The 20,482-nt window shown below is 63.4% G+C and carries 22 protein-coding genes; 5 read left to right on the top strand and 17 right to left on the bottom strand.

What is annotated here, in order from left to right; genetic code table 11:
* Window positions 1-198: 198 nt before the first annotated feature.
* A complete protein-coding gene (locus OHD58_RS05130; protein WP_263801980.1) occupies window positions 199-555 on the top strand; it encodes a septal ring lytic transglycosylase RlpA family protein in 357 nt (118 codons plus the stop codon).
* Here the strand turns inward: OHD58_RS05130 and OHD58_RS05125 are convergent.
* The 6 genes from OHD58_RS05125 to OHD58_RS05100 all read right to left on the bottom strand — a co-directional run bounded on the left by OHD58_RS05125 (window position 552) and on the right by OHD58_RS05100 (window position 6,345).
* A complete protein-coding gene (locus OHD58_RS05125; protein ID WP_263801979.1) occupies window positions 552-1,610 on the bottom strand; it encodes a D-alanine:D-lactate ligase-like protein in 1,059 nt (352 codons plus the stop codon). The two genes, OHD58_RS05130 and OHD58_RS05125, sit on opposite strands and share 4 nt — an antisense overlap.
* Window positions 1,611-1,626: 16 nt before the next feature.
* Window positions 1,627-2,505, bottom strand: a complete 879-nt coding sequence (locus tag OHD58_RS05120) for an SMP-30/gluconolactonase/LRE family protein (RefSeq protein ID WP_263801978.1) — start codon at window positions 2,503-2,505, stop codon at window positions 1,627-1,629.
* Between the two features lie 2 nt (window positions 2,506-2,507).
* On the bottom strand, window positions 2,508-3,140 hold the full coding sequence (locus OHD58_RS05115) for a 2-dehydro-3-deoxy-6-phosphogalactonate aldolase (protein WP_263801977.1): 633 nt from the start codon (window positions 3,138-3,140) through the stop codon (window positions 2,508-2,510).
* Complete coding sequence (locus OHD58_RS05110; RefSeq protein ID WP_263801976.1) at window positions 3,137-4,075, bottom strand: 2-dehydro-3-deoxygalactonokinase; 939 nt, start codon at window positions 4,073-4,075, stop codon at window positions 3,137-3,139. Before OHD58_RS05110 ends, OHD58_RS05115 begins: the two co-directional genes overlap by 4 nt.
* On the bottom strand, window positions 4,072-4,839 hold the full coding sequence (locus tag OHD58_RS05105) for an SDR family NAD(P)-dependent oxidoreductase (protein ID WP_263801975.1): 768 nt from the start codon (window positions 4,837-4,839) through the stop codon (window positions 4,072-4,074). Before OHD58_RS05105 ends, OHD58_RS05110 begins: the two co-directional genes overlap by 4 nt.
* Before the next feature lie 156 nt (window positions 4,840-4,995).
* Window positions 4,996-6,345: a putative bifunctional diguanylate cyclase/phosphodiesterase gene (locus OHD58_RS05100; protein ID WP_263801974.1), complete on the bottom strand. Its 1,350-nt coding sequence runs from the start codon at window positions 6,343-6,345 to the stop codon at window positions 4,996-4,998.
* A 216-nt stretch (window positions 6,346-6,561) separates the two neighbouring features.
* Between OHD58_RS05100 and gshB the strand changes: the two genes are divergently transcribed.
* Window positions 6,562-7,503 carry a glutathione synthase gene (gshB, locus tag OHD58_RS05095; RefSeq protein ID WP_263801973.1) on the top strand — a complete coding sequence of 314 codons (942 nt, stop codon included), beginning with the start codon at window positions 6,562-6,564 and terminating at the stop codon, window positions 7,501-7,503.
* Between the two features lie 182 nt (window positions 7,504-7,685).
* On the top strand, window positions 7,686-9,218 hold the full coding sequence (locus tag OHD58_RS05090) for a YifB family Mg chelatase-like AAA ATPase (protein ID WP_263801972.1): 1,533 nt from the start codon (window positions 7,686-7,688) through the stop codon (window positions 9,216-9,218).
* Window positions 9,219-9,270: 52 nt separating this feature from the next.
* On the opposite strand, the gene OHD58_RS05085 is transcribed toward OHD58_RS05090, so the two are convergent.
* From OHD58_RS05085 to dnaK, 11 genes are all read right to left on the bottom strand, one after another.
* Entirely contained in the window at window positions 9,271-9,837 is a 567-nt protein-coding gene (locus OHD58_RS05085) for a transglutaminase-like cysteine peptidase (protein WP_263801971.1), read from the bottom strand.
* Window positions 9,838-10,021: 184 nt separating this feature from the next.
* Window positions 10,022-11,299 carry a polyhydroxyalkanoate depolymerase gene (locus OHD58_RS05080; RefSeq protein WP_263801970.1) on the bottom strand — a complete coding sequence of 426 codons (1,278 nt, stop codon included), beginning with the start codon at window positions 11,297-11,299 and terminating at the stop codon, window positions 10,022-10,024.
* Window positions 11,300-11,462: 163 nt separating this feature from the next.
* Window positions 11,463-11,987 carry a GNAT family N-acetyltransferase gene (locus OHD58_RS05075; RefSeq protein ID WP_263801969.1) on the bottom strand — a complete coding sequence of 175 codons (525 nt, stop codon included), beginning with the start codon at window positions 11,985-11,987 and terminating at the stop codon, window positions 11,463-11,465.
* Window positions 11,988-11,991: 4 nt separating this feature from the next.
* Complete coding sequence (locus tag OHD58_RS05070) at window positions 11,992-12,279, bottom strand: DUF1330 domain-containing protein (RefSeq protein ID WP_263801968.1); 288 nt, start codon at window positions 12,277-12,279, stop codon at window positions 11,992-11,994.
* Between the two features lie 37 nt (window positions 12,280-12,316).
* On the bottom strand, window positions 12,317-13,015 hold the full coding sequence (gene pyrF, locus OHD58_RS05065; RefSeq protein ID WP_263801967.1) for an orotidine-5'-phosphate decarboxylase: 699 nt from the start codon (window positions 13,013-13,015) through the stop codon (window positions 12,317-12,319).
* Window positions 13,015-13,602, bottom strand: coding sequence for a histidine phosphatase family protein (locus tag OHD58_RS05060; protein WP_263801966.1), 588 nt, complete (start codon window positions 13,600-13,602; stop codon window positions 13,015-13,017). Before OHD58_RS05060 ends, pyrF begins: the two co-directional genes overlap by 1 nt.
* The gene (locus OHD58_RS05055) at window positions 13,599-14,189 is read right to left on the bottom strand and encodes an NADPH-dependent FMN reductase (RefSeq protein ID WP_263801965.1); all 591 of its coding nucleotides are present in this window, start codon (window positions 14,187-14,189) and stop codon (window positions 13,599-13,601) included. The genes OHD58_RS05060 and OHD58_RS05055 overlap by 4 nt, the downstream gene beginning before the upstream one ends.
* A gap of 66 nt (window positions 14,190-14,255) precedes the next feature.
* Window positions 14,256-14,864 (bottom strand): phospholipid N-methyltransferase PmtA, encoded by a 609-nt coding sequence (gene pmtA, locus OHD58_RS05050; protein WP_263801964.1) that lies wholly within the window; start codon window positions 14,862-14,864, stop codon window positions 14,256-14,258.
* Window positions 14,865-14,976: 112 nt separating this feature from the next.
* Window positions 14,977-16,107 (bottom strand): molecular chaperone DnaJ, encoded by a 1,131-nt coding sequence (gene dnaJ / locus OHD58_RS05045; RefSeq protein WP_263801963.1) that lies wholly within the window; start codon window positions 16,105-16,107, stop codon window positions 14,977-14,979.
* Window positions 16,104-16,274 (bottom strand): hypothetical protein, encoded by a 171-nt coding sequence (locus tag OHD58_RS05040; RefSeq protein WP_263801962.1) that lies wholly within the window; start codon window positions 16,272-16,274, stop codon window positions 16,104-16,106. Before OHD58_RS05040 ends, dnaJ begins: the two co-directional genes overlap by 4 nt.
* Before the next feature lie 67 nt (window positions 16,275-16,341).
* Window positions 16,342-18,258, bottom strand: a complete 1,917-nt coding sequence (gene dnaK, locus OHD58_RS05035) for a molecular chaperone DnaK (protein ID WP_263801961.1) — start codon at window positions 18,256-18,258, stop codon at window positions 16,342-16,344.
* Window positions 18,259-18,574: 316 nt separating this feature from the next.
* Here dnaK and OHD58_RS05030 point away from each other — a divergent pair, with 316 nt between their 5' ends.
* A complete protein-coding gene (locus OHD58_RS05030; RefSeq protein WP_263801960.1) occupies window positions 18,575-19,705 on the top strand; it encodes a zinc metalloprotease HtpX in 1,131 nt (376 codons plus the stop codon).
* A gap of 86 nt (window positions 19,706-19,791) precedes the next feature.
* Complete coding sequence (locus tag OHD58_RS05025; protein WP_263801959.1) at window positions 19,792-20,481, top strand: gamma-glutamylcyclotransferase; 690 nt, start codon at window positions 19,792-19,794, stop codon at window positions 20,479-20,481.
* Window position 20,482: the final 1 nt, after the last annotated feature.

The raw sequence follows: 20,482 nt of genomic DNA, 5'->3' as shown, positions 1-20,482 counted from the left end.
ACGACAACTGAAACAGCTGTGATAGGACCAAGCAATGCTTCGGCTTCCGTAGCGGATATGCTTTCGGCTTGGCTGACCAAGTGTTTCCGGACGACTCCAAACGTGTTTCGTTGCCTTGGAACCGACCGATCAAGGCCACATTTGCTGCCTCATTTCATCCCTACGCGCCGGGGAACGTAACAGGTAGGGACTCTCCGAATGCAGAATAAGCTCGCCGCGCTGGCCGCGGTCGTGACAGTGTCTGGCTTGATGCTGGCCGCTTCGGCACAAACCGCGTCGGCTCAGTGCGGCCGCGCCTCGTGGTATGCGCTCACCTCCAAGACCGCCTCCGGCGAACGCATGAACCCGGCGGCCATGACGGCGGCGCATCGCAGCCTTCCATTCGGCACCAAGCTCAAGGTCACCAACAAGCGCAACGGCAAGGCGGTCGTCGTCCGCATCAACGATCGCGGGCCGTTCATCAAGGGCCGCGTCATCGATCTTTCCAAGGCAGCCGCCCGCCAACTCGGCTTCATCGGCGCTGGCCACACTTCCGTCTGCATGGCCAGGCTCTAGACCAGGAGCCTGTTTGCCGCTGTCTCGGCGATCGCGGCGGCGAGGCTCATCCCCCATTGCGACCGGCAATAGGCGCGGAAATCGAAGCAAGGCAGGCCGGGGCAGACTTCGAATTCGATGAGGTGGACGGTGTTGTCCGCCTCCACCCTCAGGTCGAACGAGAACACGTCGCGCAGCCCGAGCTTTCGCATCAGAGCGGCGCCGATCTCGCGGATGCGACGATCGGCTTCAGGCTGGGCGGCAAGGACCGGCCGCAACTCGGGCTCCGCATAAAAGCCCTCGGCCCTGGCCCCTGCGCCGGTATCGCCATAGAGCGCCATACTGTCGGACATGGTCTGGAAATCGGCCCCGGAGTCGACGAAAAACACGCCCAGTTCCTGATTTCCGGCAGCCGGCGACACGGCCAGGAAACTCGCCCGCACATTGCGCCCGGCGACATAGGACTGCACCACCGCGTCATCGCGGTAATCGGCAAAAATACGCCGGCTAAGTTCAAGCGCCTTGTCGGCCGAATCGCAGCGCGAATCTACCCAGATACCGATCTTGGCTCCGAGCCGGTTCGGCTTGACGAAGTAGCCGGAAGTAGATTCCGGCGGCGGGGCGATCCAGTCGCCGTCGCGGGCAAGGCCCGCTTCCGGCACCGGCAGGCCGAGCGCTTTCAATACGGCGCCCGCGCGGAACTTGTCCTGGCAGAGCGCAAACAGCGTGTCGTCTGAACCTATGGTCGGGATTCCACGCAGCCGGGCCAATGCCGGCGCGGCACCGCCACGGAAATAGGCGATGCCATCGGTCAGTGTCCAGACGAGGCACCGCGCGGTATCCACCGTGGACAGGTACGCCGAAGCATCGTCCAGCATGACAGGCCTGAAGGAAATGCCGCGTTGGGCACAGGCAGCGGCGATCTCGTCGAACTCCAGCGCAAGGTCGGTCGATTGCGCCAGATAGGAGGAAATCTCGAGGGCCTGGCGATCGCCATGGCCGTCGGCAAGCAGAAGCCTGCGGCAAGCCGCCTCCGGCTCGTAGATCAGCACGAGTTCATGCGGCGGAAGCGGCATGTTTCCTCAATCGATGCTAAAGCAGGACATTGGGCTCGAACCGGCCATTGACCTCAATGTCGAGCAGGAAGGTCTTGCCGGCCTCGGGATCGGCGGCGCGAGCGGCGGCGTCCATGCCCTTCCATGCGGAGGTGACGACGATGCGCGACGCATCCGGCCCGACAAAGGCCGGGCAGGTCGACAGGCGCGCCGGCACGGCTATCGAGCGCAGCAGCCGGCCGTCGGGAGCATAGGCGTCGAGGCGCCCGCCATCCCAGCGGGCGTTCCACAGAACACCATCGGCATCGACCACCGAACCGTCCGTCCATCCCTCAATGCCCCTGGTGTCGACGAAGAGCTGCGGCTCGCCGATCGGGAGACCCGTGGCGGCATCGCAATCGACGCGATGAATGAGATTGCCCACCTTGCCGGTGAAGTAGGCGACCGTGCCTTCGGCGGAAAAGCAGATCGAATTCGGCACCGTGATCCGTTCATAAAGACGGCGGATCTCGCCCTTGTAAAACCAGTAGATGGCGCCGGCCTTCAATGCCTCGTCCTTGGCCATCGTGCCGATCCAGAACGAACCTGAGGGATGGACGCGAGAATCGTTGGCGCGTGTCGCGGCATTGTCGGCCTCGAGCGCGGTGTGCAATGCCAGTGCGCCGGTCCTTGTGTCGCGGACATAAAGACCATCCTCGGCGACGACCAGTTGGCGCCCGGCGTCGACCGTGGCGATCGCGCTGCCCATGAAGGGCAGGTCGTGGACGACGGTACGCCCGTCCGGGAACTTCTTCTCGAGCAGCTTCCTGCCGGTAATGTCGAACCAGAACAGGGTTTCAGACCCTGGATCGTAGGCCGGGCCTTCACCGAGTTCGCAGACCTCGCCGGAAAAGATGCTTGCGCCTTCGCTGCCCATGCTCACTCCCCGCCGAATATGCGGTCCCAGGCAGCGACGGCTGCCCGGGATCGGCTGCCGACATCGGCGGCGTCCATGCCGGGTTTGTAGAGGCTCGATCCGAGCCCGAAGGTGCGGACGCCGATCTTGCCGAAAGCCTCGAAGTCGTTTTCCGAAACGCCGCCGACCGCACCGACGACGGTATCCGCCGGAAGCACGGCGCGGATCGCCGCGATGCCTTGCGGGCCGAGTGCGCTGGCCGGAAAGAATTTCAGCGCCGAGGCCCCGAGCTTCAGCGCCAGGAAAGCCTCGGTCGGCGTGAAAACGCCGGGCATCGTGACCATGCCCAACTCGGCGGCGCGCGCCATCACGGCCGCATCTATGTTGGGGCTGACCAGCAGCCGCCCGCCGGCGCCATCGAGATCGCCCACCTGTTGCGGCGTCAGCACGGTGCCGGCGCCGATCAATGCCGAATCCGGCAGCAGAGCCGCAATCCCTTCGATCGATTTGAAAGGATCCGGCGAATTGAGCGGCACCTCGATCGCCTCGATGCCCGCCTCGAACACGGCTTCAGCGATGTGCTGCGCCTCTTCCGGCCGGATACCGCGCAGGATGGCGACGAGCCCGCGCTTCAGCGTCGGGAAGGGCGTGCTCATGTGGCGCTCCTTGTTGTCCAGCCAAGACGCCTGGCCGCTTCGAACAGGCCGGCGCGCACGGCCTCGTCGGCATCTGCCGACAGCACCGTCAAACCGGCGAGGTCGAGTGCCGCCCTGTACAGCAAGCCGAGCCCTCCGGAAGCCACGAGGATGGCCTTGCCGTCCACTGCCTTGAAGGTGCGCCGCGCCGATGCGATCTCACCGCCGATCAGCAGGCCGGAAAGTTTCGCCGCCGCGTCGTCGGATTTGAGGTTTTGCAGCAGCGTCGCCGCACGGATGCGGAACAGGCCATTGCCGACATCGCCACCCTCGGCCAGCGCCTGGCTGCAGGCGTCGCGGAAAACAGCATCGCCGGGCATTGCCGCGGCGGGAGCATCGCCCAGCGAATGACGCAGGATCGATTGCTTGGACAGGATGGAAAACAGTTCGCCGGTGAGCCAGGTGCGGAAGCCGGTCACCGCGCCGTCTCGTGCCTCCACCCATTTCGAGTGCGTGCCGGGCATGCAGACCAGCTGATGGCCGGAGGCAAACAGCGGCGCGATCCCGGCCAGCTGCGTTTCCTCACCACGCATCACGTCGGGCGCATCGGCATCGCGCTGCGCCAGCCCCGGCAGGATGCGGACGTCGCGCGCCAAGCCCGGCACCGCAACCGCTCCCGCAATCATGTCGTCGAGCCGCGCCGGCAGCGTCACATAGGGCGCTTCGACCCAACCCTGCCGCGCGCCGGCCATACCGCAGATGATGACGGGCAGGTCGCCCGCCGCGCCCATTTCGCCGAGATGCTTGTCGAGGATCGTCGCGAAACCGGCCGTCCCGGCGCTGACCATGCCTTCGTCGCTGCGCCGCTCTGCCAGCACGGTCCCGATGCCGTCAAGCAACCAGATGCGAAAACTCGACGTACCCCAATCGGCGGCTGCGAAGGCCGGTGCGCTCACAGATAACCTCCATCGACGATCAGGGTCTGCGCGGTCAGCATGCGCGAAGCATCCGAAGCTAGGAACAGGCAGGTGCCGACCATGTCGTCCGGCTGCATCACCTCCTTGATGCACTGCTTGGCGACATGGGCGGCAAGCGCCTCGTCCGTTACCCACAGCTCCCGCTGCCTCTCGGTGATGACCCATCCGGGCGCCACCGCATTGACCCTGATGCCGTCCTTGCCGAGCCGTCCGGCGAGCCCCTTGGTCAGGCCGATGATGCCGGCCTTCGCCGCCGTATAGGACGGCATGTCGGGATGATTGATGAGGAAGGAGGTCGAGGTGAAATTGATGATCGAACCGCCGCCGGCGTCTTTCATCCCCGCAGCAACGGCCTGTGCGGTGAAGAAATGCGGCCTGAGGTTGATCGACTGGTTGTCGTCCCAGAACTCGACTGTCACCTCCTCCGCCGCATGCCGCGTGTCAAGCGCGGCATTGTTGACGAGCACCGTCACCGGTCCATGTGCGGCTGCAGCCTTGGCTGCTGCGTCGCGTAGGGCTTCGACGTCGCGGAGGTCGGCGCTGAGGAAAAGCGGGCGCTTTCCGGCAGCCTTCTCGACACGGTCGCACAGAGCAAGGCTCTGCGCCTCGGCAATGTCGATGAAGGCGACCTTGCAGCCTTGCAGGGCGAAACCCTCGGTTAGCGCAGCACCTATGCCGGACCCGCCGCCGGTGATCAGCACCGAGGCGCCGTCGAGGTCCGGAAATCTGGCGGAAGGCATCATGGCGGGATCTCGTCTCGTTCGCGGTGATGGAAGATCAACGGCGGTGTGCATGACACGCGGCAGAGCCAGCATCAAGACCAAGCGTGGCGTGGCGACCCGGCCGAGCCAAAATCACAAGGAAAAATGGCCGGCGAGACGACGCTAAGTTCGTTAGGGCTAAATGGCCTTGGCGCGTGAAGCGCCGCGGAAAGCGTCCCGCAGATAGCCGAGCGTAGCGTCGGCATCGACCGGCTTGCCGAACAGATAACCCTGCCCGCCGGCGCAGCCGAACTGCACCAGCCGGTCGGCCTGCGCTTCTTCCTCGATGCCCTCCGCCACGACGTCCATGCCGAGACCTTCGCACATTGCCAGGATGGCGCGGATGATGTGCTCGGAGGGCCTGTCGTCGAGGATCGACGATACGAAGGCACGGTCGATCTTCAGCTTGTCGAAGTGGAACTCGCGCAGGCGTCCGAGGGACGACTGGCCGGTGCCGAAATCGTCCAGCGAGACCCTGATGCCGACGCGGCGAAGGTCGTTGACGATCTTTTCGGCCGAAGCAGGATCGGTCATGAGGCCGGTCTCGGTGATCTCGATCTCCAGCCGCCGCGGATCGAAGCCGGTGCGGTCGAGGATCGCCAGTATATGCAGGCCGGTGTTCTGGTCGACCAGTTGGGACGGCGACAGGTTGAAGGACAGGAACAGGTCCGACGGCCAGTTGCGCGCCGCTTCCGTCGCCTTGCGAAGCACCAGTTGCGACAGCGGGCCGATGATGCCGCGCTCCTCGGCAATCGGAATGAAGGTTACCGGCGAAACGAAGCCGAGATCACGATCGGTCCAGCGCGCCAGCGCTTCGAAACCGACCACACGGCGGTTCTTCAGGTCGACGATCGGCTGGAAATGCGGCTCGACCTCGCCGGCCGAGACCGCACGGCGCAACGCCTGCTCGATGCGTGTCACGCGCTTGGCGGCCTCTTCCATTTCGCGCGTGTAGACGACGACCTTGCCACGGCCCGAGCGCTTCGCCTGGTAGAGCGCCGTCTCGGCCTTGTGCAGCAGGATCTCGGTTGTCTCGTCGCCGGAATAGAACAACGAGCAGCCGACCGAGGCGGACAGGCGCGCGGTGCGTTCGCCGACATCATAAGGCGCTGAAAGAATTTCGATCAGCATCTTTGCCTTCTCGCTGGCGGCCTCCTCGCTGAAGACCATCGGATATAGAAAGGCGAACTCGTCGGCGCCGATGCGGGTCACCGCGGAATGCCCGTCCATCGCGGCCCGCAGGCGCATGGCGACCTGGATCAGGATGTCATCGCCCGCCGTGTGACCGAACAGATCGTTGATGGGCTTGAATCCGTCGAGATCGAGGATGCCAACGGTGAAGGGCGCCGGATCCTCGGAACGGTCGCTGATCAGGCGGTCGACCTTGTCGACAAACCGCCTTTGGTTGCCGAGGCCGGTCAATGGATCCGTATAGGCTAGATCCGAACCTTCCCTGCTGTTTTGGCCGGTGCCAAACAACATCTGCATCATAAACCCTGTCTTAGGTAAGCGTGTCGCTGTGACCATGACAGGCAAGCGTTTATGAAACGTATCGTTTTATGTCCCAATTCGCCGGCGAAAGAGTTATTCATGCTGCCCCAAGGGCAGGGCGCATGCGTGGAATTGGGCCGCCGATCCGCGCAACCAATGGCGTGAGGCGATCAAAACCACTACATGCTTGTTCGCGCAGAATCGGAGAACCCCATGCCGCTCAAAGTCGCCGTGCAGATGGACCACATATCGACCGTTTCAATTGCCGGCGACACCAGCTTCGCCCTGTCGCTGGAAGCGCAGCGGCGTGGTCACAAGCTGTTCCACTATACGCCCGACCGGCTCTCGCTCGTCGACGGCAAGGTCTTTGCCAGGATCGAGGAAATGCAGGTGCGTGACGTGAAGGGCGACCACTACACGCTCGGCGAGCCGATCCGCACCGACCTTTCCGAAATGGACGTGATCCTGCTCAGGCAGGACCCGCCTTTCGACATGAACTACATCACGACCACCCACATACTGGAGCGCATTCACCCAAAGACGCTGGTGGTCAACGATCCCAATTGGGTGCGCAACAGCCCGGAGAAGATCTTCGTCACCGAGTTTCCCGACCTGATGCCGGAAACCCTGATTACCAAGGATTCGCAAGAGGTCGCGGCGTTCCGCAAACAGCATGGCGACATCATCGTCAAGCCGCTCTACGGCAATGGCGGCGCCGGCATCTTCCATCTGCACGAAGCCGACCGCAATCTGGCCTCGCTGCTGGAGATGTTCGGCCAGATGTTCCGCGAGCCCTACATCGTGCAGCGCTATCTGAAAGACGTGCGCAAGGGCGACAAGCGCATCATCCTGGTCGACGGCGAACCCGTCGGCGCCATCAACCGGGTTCCGGCCGAGCACGATTCACGTTCCAACATGCATGTCGGCGGCCGCGCCGAGAAGACCGAGCTCACCGACCGCGAACGCGAGATCTGCGCCCGCATCGGCCCCTCGCTCAAAGAACGGGGCTTCATCCTCGTCGGCATAGACGTCATCGGCGACTACATGACCGAAATCAACGTGACCTCGCCGACCGGCGTGCGCGAGGTGAGGAAATTCGGCGGCGCCGACATCGCGGCGCTGTTCTGGGACGCCGTGGAAGCAAAGCGCGCGTAAAGTCCGTCGCTCTACGGTTCAATTCCCTGGCTGTTCTTGCCTATCGGCTCCTGCAATCCGCCTGCACTGAATTCGATAATTTGTTCCTGTATTGTTCTTGAACGTTATCGAGAATTGTGCTTGTCTCTGACCCGAGGGGCGCCCTTCCGCGTGGCGGGCGCATTCGGGATGGAGGGGGCAGCATGGTTTCGCGGGTGCGGACTGTCGCGTTTCAGGGCATCGAGGCCGTACCCGTCGATGTGCAGGTGATGATCGCACCCGGCAAGGCCGGCATGCAGATCGTCGGGCTTCCCGACAAAGCGGTCGCCGAGAGCCGTGAGCGAGTGCAGGCCGCGCTGCATGCGTCGGGCCTGTCGATGCCGGCCAAGAAGGTAACCGTCAACCTCGCGCCCGCCGACCTTCCCAAGGAAGGCAGCCACTACGATCTCCCGATCGCGCTCTGCCTGATGGCCGGGCTTGGCGCGATTCCCGGCGACGCCCTGGGCGACTATGTGGTGCTCGGAGAACTGTCGCTGGACGGAACAATCGCCCCTGTTGCCGGCGCGCTGCCAGCCGCGATCGGCGCCAACGCACTCGGCAAGGGGCTGATCTGCCCGCATGGATCGGGACCGGAGGCGGCCTGGGCAGGTCCCGAATTCGACATACTGGCGCCGCGCAGCCTGATCGCCGTCGCCAATCATTTTCGCGGCACGCAGGTCCTTTCGAGGCCGGAAGCAAGTATCCATGCACCGGCGCGGGACCTGCCGGATCTCGCCGACATCAAGGGCCAGGAGAGCGCCAAGCGGGCACTGGAAGTGGCGGCGGCGGGCGGCCACAATCTGCTGATGGTCGGTCCGCCCGGTTCCGGCAAATCGATGCTGGCGCAGCGGCTGCCGTCGATCCTGCCGCCGCTCGCGCCCAGGGAATTGCTGGAAGTCTCGATGGTCGCCTCGATCGCCGGCGAACTGGCCGGCGGCAAGCTGACCGACCGACGGCCGTTCCGGGCGCCGCATCATTCGGCATCGATGGCGGCGATGGTTGGCGGCGGCCTGCGCATACGCCCCGGCGAGGTGTCGCTCGCCCATCACGGCGTACTTTTCCTCGACGAGTTTCCGGAATTCTCGCCGGCGGTGCTCGATTCACTCCGCCAGCCGCTCGAGGCTGGCGAATGCATGATCGCGCGAGCGAACCATCGCGTCACCTATCCGGCCCGCATCCAGCTCGTCGCGGCGATGAACCCGTGCCGCTGCGGCATGGCGGGCGAGCCTGGCTACCGCTGCGCGCGCGGTCCGCGCTGCCTCTCCGACTATCAGGCGCGGATTTCGGGACCGCTGCTCGACCGCATCGATCTCAGGATCGAGGTGCCCGCCGTTTCCGCTGTCGACCTGATCCGCCCGGCGAAATCCGAAACCAGCGCTACCGTCGCACTGCGTGTTGCCCGCGCCCGGTCGATCCAGCGCGAACGTTACGAACGGCTCGGCTGCGCGTCGACCACAAACGCGCATTGCGCCACGGCGCTTGTCGAGGAGATCGCGTCACCCGACGCCGCGGGCATGTCGCTGCTGCGCGACGCCAGCGAGAAGATGGGCTTTTCGGCGCGCGCCTATCACCGCGTGCTCAAGGTGGCACGTACGCTTGCCGACCTCGACGGTGTCGAGACGGTCGGCCGCATTCATCTCGCGGAAGCGATTTCCTACCGCATGTCGGGCGAAAGACTGGCACAGCAGGCGGCATAGCGCGAACAGCGTTGGCGGGCGTTTTCAACGATAGGAGAAGAACTATCGGCCGTTACCGAACGGCACCGACCATGGTGTTTTCGCCGTCGCGGATCGAAACCCAGCGCCCTGTGTGGTCGCTGGCCTGCCGCTTCAGATAGCGGTAGCCGGTTTCGTCCCAGAGCTTTACAGCGGCGGCGAGGTTGTCGAGAACAAAATCACCCTTATCGGTACGCACCGTCAGCACGGCATGCCCCTCACCGTCGGGCTTGCGCACGACGGTGATCAGCAGGTTGGAAAGTGAAATGCCGCTGTTCATCAGGATACGGCGCTTCTCCAGCACGTAGTCTTCGCAGTCGCCGAAACCGTCAGGATAGGCCCAGACCTCGTCCTTGCCGTAAATATCGAAATCGTTCATCGGCTTGATGCTGTCGTTGACCGACAGGTTTACGCTGGCCAGCTGCCGCCAGAGTTTTCCGGTCATGTGCTCCGGGCCGCCGTCTGCTGAGCGGACCGCGCACTCGCCCGGATTGGATTTGCAGAATTCGAAGTGGCCTATCGGCTGCGATGTCAGGCCGCCGGTGTGCATCAGCTCCGAGGCTTGGACTGCGGGAATTGCAAAAAGCAGGGCGATCGCCATTCCGACGCCCCGTGCAAATCGCTGTCCCGGTGTGGAAATCATTCCGCCTGTCCCGACCACCCGCTTTTGTTAACAAAAGGTTAAGGTCGAGCTGCCGGTCCTGTCAATTCAAGGGAGGCAACGATCTATTGGAATGGTTACTTCCGCGGCACGCGTTGCGCTGCAGCCACACATTGGCGTGCGATCACGCCCGGGCAGAGTGAACGATGCGTGGCTTGACCGGAACGCGGTTTTCGCGGCCGTAGCTTGTCATGAAGTCGACGATGCGCGGCACAATCTCAGACCTGAAGCGCGAGCCGTTGAAGACACCATAGTGGCCGACCGCCGGCTGCAGGTAATGCGCGCGCATGTCGGCCGGAATGTTGGTGCACAGCGTGTGCGCCGCCTGGGTCTGGCCGACGCCGGAAATGTCGTCGTTCTCGCCTTCGACCGTGAACAGCGCCACGTTCCGGATGACGGAGGGGTCGACCGGCTCGCCGCGGTGCTTCATCTCGCCCTTCGGCAAGGCATGGCGAACGAATACGGTATCGACGGTCTGCAGGTAGAACTCGGCGGTCAGGTCCATCACGGCGAGATATTCGTCGTAGAAATCACGGTGCTTCTCGGCATTGTCGCCGTCGTGCTTCACAAGGTGCATGAAGAAATCCTTGTGGGCGATGATATGGCGGTCGAGATTCATGCTCATGAAGCCCGAGAGCTGCAGGAAGCCCGGATAGACGTCGCGCATGAAGCCGGGGTTCGGCCACGGCACCTGCATGATGGCGTTGTCGCGGAACCAGTCGATCCCCTTCTCTTCGGCAAGCGTGTTGACTGCGGTCGGATTGCGCCGCGTGTCGATGGGTCCGCCCATCAGGGTCATGGTGGAAGGGGCACAGCGGTCGCCGCGCGCTTCCATGACGGCAGCCGCCGCCAGAACCGGAACCGACGGCTGACACACGGCCATCACATGCGTGTCGGGCCCCAGCGCGTGGAGCATGTCGATGACGTAGTCGATATAGTCGTCGAGATCGAACTTGCCGTCCGATAACGGCACCATCCGGGCGTCCGTCCAGTCGGTGATATACACGTCGGCATGCGGCAGCATGGCCTCGACCGTGCCGCGCAGCAGCGTAGCGTAGTGGCCCGACATCGGCGCAACGATCAACAGCTTCGGATCGCGCCGGCGGCTGGCGGGCAGCGCCCGCTCGAAATTAATCAGATTGCAGAAGGGCCGCGACCAGGCGATCCTTTCCTTCACATCGACGGATTTCCAGTCGACGGTGGTTTTCGGCAGGTCGAAGCGCGGTTTGCCGTAACGCCGCGTGGTTCGCTCGAACAGTTCCGCCATGGCCGCCACTGAGCGCCCCCAGGCGGTGTGCGAAAAAGGATTGAGCGGGTTGGTGTAGAGCAGCCTCACCGAGTCGGCATAAGCCCGTACGGGCTGCAGCGACGCATGGTTGAGTTCATACAGCTGATAAAACATCCGAACTCCGCGGCCGGCGGCGGTTTCGAGGATCGAATCCGTCCGAGACCATGTTGTATTGCAACAAAGCTAACATCGATTTGCTGCGATGCAATACTGCCGTCACGTAACTGTCATCTCATGCTTTGGTCCAAAGACCGTTAACGGTCGATCTCACCACCCTTCACTGGCGAAGCATGAGAACGCGAGATTCCGGATCGATGCCGGGCGGCATTTCGGACGAAAACTGGGCTTTCAGGGCAGCCGGCGCGGCATCGAGCGGCAGCACGGCAAACCCGAGCCGGGCATAAAATGGCGCGTTGAAGGGAACGTCGCGAAATGTCGTCAGGCTCGTTCCCGCGAAGTTTCCGGCCCGCGCTTCGGCGACAACGGTTTCGACCAGCGCCGTACCAACCCCCTTGCGGCCATGAGCAGGGTCAACGGACAGTTCCCTGAGATGAAGATATCCATCGATCGCGCCGGCAACCGCAAAGCCCGCCGGATGGCCGGCTTTATCGGTCGCTACCCAGACCTTTTGCCCGGCCATCATGGCGCGCAAGACAGCAACGTCGGGGATCGACGCGTCGACGACATCGGGAAGTCCGTGATCGCGGAACAACTCCGATGCCCGGTTTTCCACCCCCACCAGCGCCGGATCGTCCGCCGCAACGCGCATGCGGATGAGATAGCCAGGCAGCGTTCGGATCACTGGCTCAAGCGCCTTCGACCAGCACAATCTCGCCGTCGGCGAATTGCTGGCGGATTGCCTTCGCCGCTTGATACTCTTTCGAGTTGTAGCAATCGCGCGCAGCGTCGAATGACGGAAATTCGATGATCACGTTGCGGGCACGTCCGGGTCCCTCGACCTTTTCGTGGGCGCCGCCGCGGGCAAGGAAATTTGCACCGAACCGCTCGAAAGCAGGCTTGGCCGTGGCGACATAGTCCTTGTAGCCTTCGGGGTCGCGCACATCGACGCGGGCGATCCAGTATCCTTTTGGCATTTCTCTCTCCGTGGAACTTCCGAAAGCTGTTGCCGCTCTACGCAGCCTGCATTTCGTCAAGAATGGCCTGCGCTGCCGCCTTCCGGTCGGCTGCTGACACGATCGGCCGCGCGACGACCAGGTGACTGGCGCCGGCCCGGATCGCATCCGTCGGGGTAACCACGCGCTTCTGGTCGCCACGGTCGCTGCCCGCCGGGCGTATGCCAGGGGTCACGACGGCCATATCGGCGCCGACAACCTTGCGCACCGCCGCCGCCTCACTCGCTGAGCAGACGATACCGCCCATGCCGGCGTGAAGCGCCTGCTCGGAGCGCCGCAGCACCAGCGTATGCGGATCGTATTCGTAACCGGTCTCGATGAGATCCTGCTCGTCCATGGACGTCAGCACGGTAACACCCAGCAGGCATAATTTGCTGCCCTTCGCTGCCTCGACAGCGGCCTTCATCGCCTTGGGATAGGCATGCAGGGTCAGCATGGTGACGCCCATCTTGACGATATTCTCGACACCTTTCCCCACCGTATTGTCGATGTCGAGCAACTTCATGTCGAGGAATACCCTGGTGCCGCCGCTCGCCAGCTCGCGGGCGAAATCGAGGCCTCCGGCGAAGGCAAGCTGGTAGCCAATCTTGTAGAACGAAACCGTGCCGTCGAGTTCGCGGACCACCTTTTCGGCCTCGGCCAGTGTCGGCACGTCGAGACCGACGATCAGGCGGTCGCGCATGGTGTCTCCAGCCATCAGAATTTCCCCTCGAAGATTTCGACAGGCGTCCAATCGCACAGCAGGCGCCGATCCGAAAGCCCAAACGCGAAAACGTTGCCACCGCCGCCCGGCTGATCGCGAATGCGAGAGATCGGCAGCCCGCCGAGATGGCATTTCAGCAGCGTGCCGACACCGCCATGCCCGACGAAGGCGACGGGCCTGTCGCGGGAGCTTCGGGCGATCGCGGCTTCCACCGCTGAAGCGATGCGTGCCTGCGCCGCATCGGCGGTTTCCCAGCCGTGAAAACTTTGCGACGGGTTGGCGAAGAACCAGTCGGCGGCCTTTTCGAATTCGGGCGGCGGCAGGAAGCCCGTCGCGGAGCGGTCGTTCTCGCCCATTTCTTCCACGGTCTCGACCCGGCAGCTAGCCGCGGTGGCGATGATCTTCGCTCCTTCGATCGCCTTCTTTTCGGTGCTGGCGAAAACGTGGCCGAGCGAGCGGACCCAGTCGCGCCCGGCGATCGCCGTCAGCCTGGCCCGCCCGACATCGGAGAGCCCCCAATCGGGGACCGGAACCTGGGGATCGATCACCACCTGCGGATGGGTGAGATAGTAGCCGATCACCCTTCGATCCTCGTCGACAGCATGCTTGCGCGTTCGATCAGCGTCCGGCACACCGTCGCCATCGATTTTTTCGAATGCTCTTCCTTGAGCTCGCCATCTTGGTCGAACGCTTCGCTGGCTCGCGCGATCGAACATTGCGGCGTGATGATTTCTACCTGGCAATGCATCAGCACCGCGCGCAGATGATAGAGACCTCGGGCGCCAGCGAAAGCCCCGTCCGACGAAGAACACAACCCGGCGACCTTGCCCTCGAAGGGCTTGAATGGCCGCCCGCCATCCTTGCGGATGCGGCTGACCCAGTCGAGGGCGTTCTTCAGCAGCGGCGGGATCGACGCGTTGTATTCCGGGCTGCAGATCAGCATGCCGTCGTGGGCGGCGATCAGGCGGCCCAACCTGTAGGCGTTTTCGGGAACGCCTTCTTCCTTCTCGAGATCCTGGTCCATGATCGGCAGCGGATAATCGCCAAGCGAGATGCGCGTCACCTCGGCGCCTTGCTCGGCAAGTTCCTTCATCGCCGCGTCGGCGGTCTTGCCGCTGTAGGCGCCGGTCCGGATCGAGCCCGCGAATACCAGTATCCTAGCTGCCATCGTTGCGTCTCCCGGTATGCGCCATGGGTCGGGCCGGACCAACGACCGGGCAGGCCCGCGAAATACTCAGGCGCTTGCCGGGCGGCGATAGATCCAGAGCTGCGTCGGCGGAATGTTTCGGATCACGAAGTCGAAATGCTTGACCGTGTAGTTGCCGCGACCGGCCGGAATGGGAGAGAGCGGGCCATAGGTGAGCTGCACCACCGGTCGCCCGACGGGAATGCGGTTGAGCAGGTCTTCCAGATAGGCAATGCGCTGCGCCACCGGGAAATTGAGCAGCGGCACGCCCGATATCACCGAATCGAACCGCAGGCCGCGCTTGTCGCCGAGCGTCTTGTCGAGATCGAAAGCATCGCCCTGGATGACATTGACGCCTGGATAGTGATCTTCCAGGTGGCGGACGAAGTCTTCGGAATATTCGACTGCGTAAAGGCTCTCCGGCTTGATGCCGCGGGCCAGGATGGCGCGGGTGATGACCCCCGTTCCTGGACCGACCTCGAGAACCGGCAGTCCGGAACCGGGATCGACAACCGACGCCATGCGCCGCGCCGTCACTGAACTTGTGGGCACAATCGAACCGACAGCCTTGGGCTTGTCGATCCAGCCTTTGAAGAAACGCAGTTCGTCGTCGAACTTCGAGGCGAGGGATTTGCGCAAACCAGTGCCGCGTGTCATGGACATCCTCTTCTGCGCCCTGCCCCAAGGGAACTTATTTACGCAACCGTCCGGCCTTAGCAAGGCAAAACCGGTTTTCGGCTACAATACCAACAGCCGAGATTGCCGGACATCACTCTCCGAACGATTCGAAGAAGTCCTTCATACGCGCGAAAAACCCACTCGATTGCGGGCTGTTGTCCTTCGATGAAAGCTGCTCGAATTCCTCGAGCAGTTCACGCTGGCGCTTCGACAGGTTCTGCGGCGTCTCCACAGCGACCTGGATGTAAAGATCACCGATATTGGGCTGGCGAAGCACCGGCATGCCCTTGCTCTTCAGCCGGAACTGGCGGCCGTTCTGTGTGCCTTCCGGCACCTTCACCCGCGTTTGCGTGCCGTCTAGCGTCGCCACCTCGAACTGCCCGCCCAATGCCGCCGTCGTCATCGAGATCGGCACCTTGCAATAAAGGTCGGCGCCGTCGCGCTGGAAGAATTCGTGAGGTTTTACCGACAGGAAAATATAGAGATCGCCGGATGGGCCACCGCGCAGGCCGGCTTCGCCCTCATTTGAAAGCCGAATGCGGGTACCGTCTTCGATGCCGGCCGGAATATTGACAGAAAGCGAGCGCTCCTCAGTGACGCGGCCCTGGCCAGCGCATTTCGAGCAAGGGTCCTTTATGGTCTGGCCGCGGCCATGACAGGTGGGGCAGGTCCGCTCGATCGAGAAGAAGCCCTGCGCCGCGCGTACCCGTCCATTGCCGCCGCACATCGAGCAGGTCACCGGCTGGGTGCCGGGCTTGGCTCCCGAACCGGAGCAGTCGGTGCAGGAAATCGAAGCCGGCACGTGAATCTGCGCGGTCTTGCCCGCATACGCCTCTTCGAGCGTGATCTCCATGTTGTAGCGTAGATCGGCGCCGCGCTCGCGGCCGCCGGAGGAGCGGCGCTGGCGGCCGCCGCCCATCATGTCGCCGAAAATATCCTCGAAGATGTCGGCGAAGCCGCCTGCGCCAAAACCCTGGCCGCCGCCGTTCATCCCGCCATTCTCGAAGGCGGCGTGACCGAAACGATCGTAGGCCGCACGCTTCTGCGGATCCTTCAGCGTCTCGTAGGCCTCGCCGATTTCCTTGAATTTGTGCTCGCAGGCTTGGTCGCCGGGATTGCGGTCCGGGTGGAACTGCATGGCGAGCTTGCGGAAAGCCGCCTTGAGCTCTTTCTCGTCGGCGCCTTTCTGGACGCCCAGCGTCTCGTAGAAATCAGCTTTCATGTCACCCTGTTGACCAAGCTTCCCGCCGCCACGCCGCCCATGCCGGCTGGCGCGTGTCCATTAGCCACCGATTTAGTAAGTCGCACGAGCGGATGCCATAGCATCCATGCAACGGCCGGGATTTTTTTCAGATTTAAGCCGGAAATGTAAGCTTTGCGCTTTTTCATCAGCCGCAGCAGCCTCAAAGAAAAGACCCGGCGCGTGGCGCCGGGTCTTTCTTGTCGATCGGAGGCATCAAGCCGACTTTTTCTTGTCGTCGTCTTCGTCGATTTCCTCGAAATCGGCGTCGACCACGTCCGAATCCTTGGCGGCATCCGCCTTGGCGTCGGCTTCGGCCGCTTCCTTCTGCGAGGCTTCGTACATCGCCTGGCCGAGCTTCATGGATGCTTCGGCAAGCGTCTGCGTCGCCGTGTTGATCGCCTCGACGTCATCGCCCTCTGTGGCCGTCTTCAGACCGGCGATGGCATCGGAGATCGCGGTGCGATCGGCTTCCGAAACCTTGTCGCCATATTCCTGCAGCGACTTCTCAGACGAATGCACTAGCGCTTCGGCCTGGTTGCGCGCCTCGACCAGCGCACGGCGCTTCTTGTCGGTCTCGGCGTTGGCTTCGGCGTCCTTCACCATCTTCTCGATGTCGGCGTCCGAAAGGCCGCCCGACGCCTGGATTCGGATCTGGTGCTCCTTGCCGGTGCCCTTGTCCTTGGCCGAGACGTTGACGATGCCGTTGGCATCGATGTCGAATGTGACCTCGATCTGCGGGACGCCGCGCGGTGCGGGCGGAATGCCGACCAGGTCGAACTGGCCGAGCGCTTTGTTGTCCTGCGCCATTTCGCGCTCGCCCTGGAAGACCCGGATGGTCACAGCCGACTGCGAATCCTCGGCAGTCGAGAACACCTGGCTCTTCTTGGTCGGGATCGTCGTGTTGCGCTCGATAAGGCGCGTGAACACGCCGCCAAGCGTCTCGATGCCGAGCGAAAGCGGGGTCACGTCGAGCAGCAGCACGTCCTTGACGTCGCCCTGCAGCACGCCGGCCTGGATGGCGGCGCCGAGTGCGACGACCTCATCCGGGTTGACGCCCTTGTGCGGCTCCTTGCCGAAGAACTGCTTCACGACTTCCTGGACCTTCGGCATGCGGGTCATGCCGCCGACAAGCACCACTTCGTCGATCTCGCCAGCCTTCAGGCCGGCATCCTTGAGCGCCGCCTTGCAGGGCTCGATGGTGCGCTGCACGAGGTCATCGACCAACTGCTCGAACTTGGCACGCGTCAGCTTCAGCGTCAGGTGCTTCGGACCGGTCTGGTCGGCGGTGATGAAGGGCAGGTTGATTTCGGTCTGCGAGGAGGAAGAAAGCTCGATCTTGGCCTTTTCCGCGGCCTCCTTGAGGCGCTGCAGGGCGAGCTTGTCGTTCTTCAGGTCGATGCCCTGTTCCTTCTTGAACTCGGCCGCCAGGTACTCGACCAGGCGCATGTCGAAATCCTCGCCGCCGAGGAAGGTGTCGCCATTGGTCGACTTCACCTCGAAGACGCCGTCGCCGATTTCCAGCACGGAAATATCGAAGGTGCCGCCGCCAAGGTCATACACGGCGATCGTCTTGCCTTCCTTCTTGTCGAGGCCATAGGCCAATGCCGCGGCGGTGGGTTCGTTGATGATGCGCAGCACCTCGAGGCCGGCGATCTTGCCCGCGTCCTTGGTGGCCTGGCGCTGGGCGTCGTTGAAGTATGCGGGAACGGTGATGACCGCCTTCTCGACCTTCTCGCCGAGATAGGCTTCCGCCGTCTCCTTCATCTTCTGCAGGATCATCGCCGAGATCTGGCTTGGCGACTGCTTCTTGTCGGCCGCCTCGACCCAGGCGTCGCCATTGTCGCCCTTGACGATCTTGTAGGGGACAAGCTTCTTGTCCTTCTCGGTGACCGGATCGTCGTAGCGGCGGCCGATCAGGCGCTTGACCGCGAAGATGGTGTTTTCCGGATTGGTGACCGCCTGGCGCTTGGCCGGCTGGCCGACGAGGCGCTCGCCTTCACCCGTGAAGGCGACGATGGAAGGGGTCGTACGCGCGCCTTCCGCATTCTCGATGACCTTCGCGTCCTTGCCGTCCATGACGGCGACGCAGGAATTGGTCGTTCCCAAGTCGATACCGATTACTTTTGCCATTTCATTCTCTCCACTAAGCAGACTGTCAGGACCCGATGTGGCGTTCCAGCGACAGCCCCTGTTCACATGAAATTCCGCGAGGTTTCAGGGCTTGTAGGCCATCCCCGCAGTTGTGCGGCGTATATAAGAAGACCCTATCCGACACGCAAGACATATCCCGCACGGAGAAATCGGCGTCGAGAGGCTTATTTCAGCGGTTTTTACGCTTTTTGACGGGATTTTCGGCAATCGGCGCCCTGACGGCGGTGAAGTCCTCGCTATAAACGGCCACCGGGCGGGACTCGGCAAACGGAATCGGGCGTACCATATTGCATGGATGAGCCAGGCAACCCCGATCGATCTTCTCGAACACCGCCGCAATCGCCTCCTCAATACGGTTCACACCTGGCTGCTCGGCTTCGGCAGCCTTGCGCTTCTCGCCATCACGGCCTGGGCGTTCGGCGGTACCGCCGGTATCCTCTACGCCATCATCTTCGGCGGCGCCTCGATGTGGGCAATGCGCCGTGTCAGCCCGCAGGTGGTGCTGAAGATGTACAAGGCAAGGCCGGTGACGCCGACGGAATTTCCGCTCGGCTTCCGGCTCATCAACGAACTGTCCAGCCGCGCCGGCTTGCCGGCCGCGCCGAAACTGTTTGTCGTGCCGTCAAAGCTGATGAACGCGTTCGCCGTCGGCCGCCGCGAGGATTCGGCCATTGCCATCACCGATGCGCTCGCTCGAAACCTGACGGCGCGCGAACTTGCCGGCGTCCTGGCGCATGAGATGAGCCACATCGCGCATGGCGACATGAAGGTGATGGCCCTTGCCGACATGGTCTCGCGCTTCACCTCGGTCATGTCGACGGTCGGCATCCTGTCGTTGGTGCTCAACCTTGGCAGCTTTGCCGGCGGCGGTCGCGAGCAGGTGCCGTGGATTGCCGTGCTTGTGCTGATCGCCGCGCCGACAGTCGGCGGGCTCCTGCAGATGGCGCTGTCGCGTACCCGCGAATTCGACGCCGATCTCGGCGCGGCGACGCTGACCGGCGACCCCGATGGCCTGGCATCCGCACTGCAGAAGCTGGAGCGGGCACAAGGCCGGCGCTGGGAAACCGTGTTCTTGCCCGGCGGCCGCATTCCCGATCCTTCGGTTCTGCGCACGCATCCGGTCACGGCCGAACGGGTGAAGCGGCTGCTGGCGCTGAAAAAGGCGGTCGAGGAGGGCGACATCGCCGTCGTCGCAAAAGAACCGCGGCAGCGCGGCGAGCCGCGCGTTTCCCTCGTCCCGAAAATCCGGCGCTCTGACAGCCATGGCGATTTCACCGGCCCCACAGGCGTCTCTTCGCTCTTTGCTCACCCGTCAGGCCTTCCTTCCGAAGAGCCTTCGATGCACCTGCCGGCCTGCGGCAAGTCGCTTTACCCGCCAGACGGAGATCCGCGCATCCGGCTGAAGCATGGCGGCGTCTGGTGGTGATGGCGCTTGCGCAAACCGGCCTGCCGGGTGATTTTGCCGCGGCAATGTAGTGTTAGGCGGGCATGCACGGGCCACGTTCCAGAAAAATGCGTTTGAGCGAGCGGCACATCGCCATGCTGGCGCGCGAGATTGCCGATCCGGGTTTCAGTTTGCTGCCGGGTTTCAGGGCCGCGACCGACGCCGACTACGACGCCATCGTCGGCGACATCATCGCGGCTGCGCCCAACGACGGCCTCTGGGTGTTCGCCTACGGGTCGCTGATCTGGAACCCCGCTTTTGACTTCATCGACAGCAATGTCGCCGTGGCGCATGGCTGGCACCGGTCGTTCTGCCTCGGCTGGGACCGCCGTTTCCGCGGCAATCCCGAGCAGCCGGGGCTGATGCTGGCGCTTGATCGCGGCGGCCAATGCCGGGGTGTCGTCTACCGGCTGCCGCCGGGCGCGCTGAAACCCAACATGGACAAGCTCATCCGCCGCGAGATGAGCATGGTGCCAACCGCCTTTCCGCCGCGCTGGATCAATGCGACCACCGCGGGCGGCCCGGTCCGGGCGCTGACCTTCGCCATGAACCGCAACAGCGGCCGCTACATCAACGGCCTGTCAGCCGACGCGCTGGCGGATATCCTGGCAACGGCCTGCGGCTTTCGCGGCTCGATGGCCGAGTATCTGTTTTCGACGGTCGCCCATCTGGAGGAACTCGGCATCCACGACCGTCATCTCTGGCAGATGCAGGAACTCGTCGCCCGGCGCATCGAAGAGACCCACGGGATCAGTTAGG

Origin of the sequence: Mesorhizobium sp. ZC-5 (assembly GCF_025753855.1) — a bacterium.
GTDB lineage: Bacteria > Pseudomonadota > Alphaproteobacteria > Rhizobiales > Rhizobiaceae > Neomesorhizobium.
Note: the sequence above shows the minus strand (reverse complement) of the source record. Positions and strands in the feature narration are given on the sequence as shown.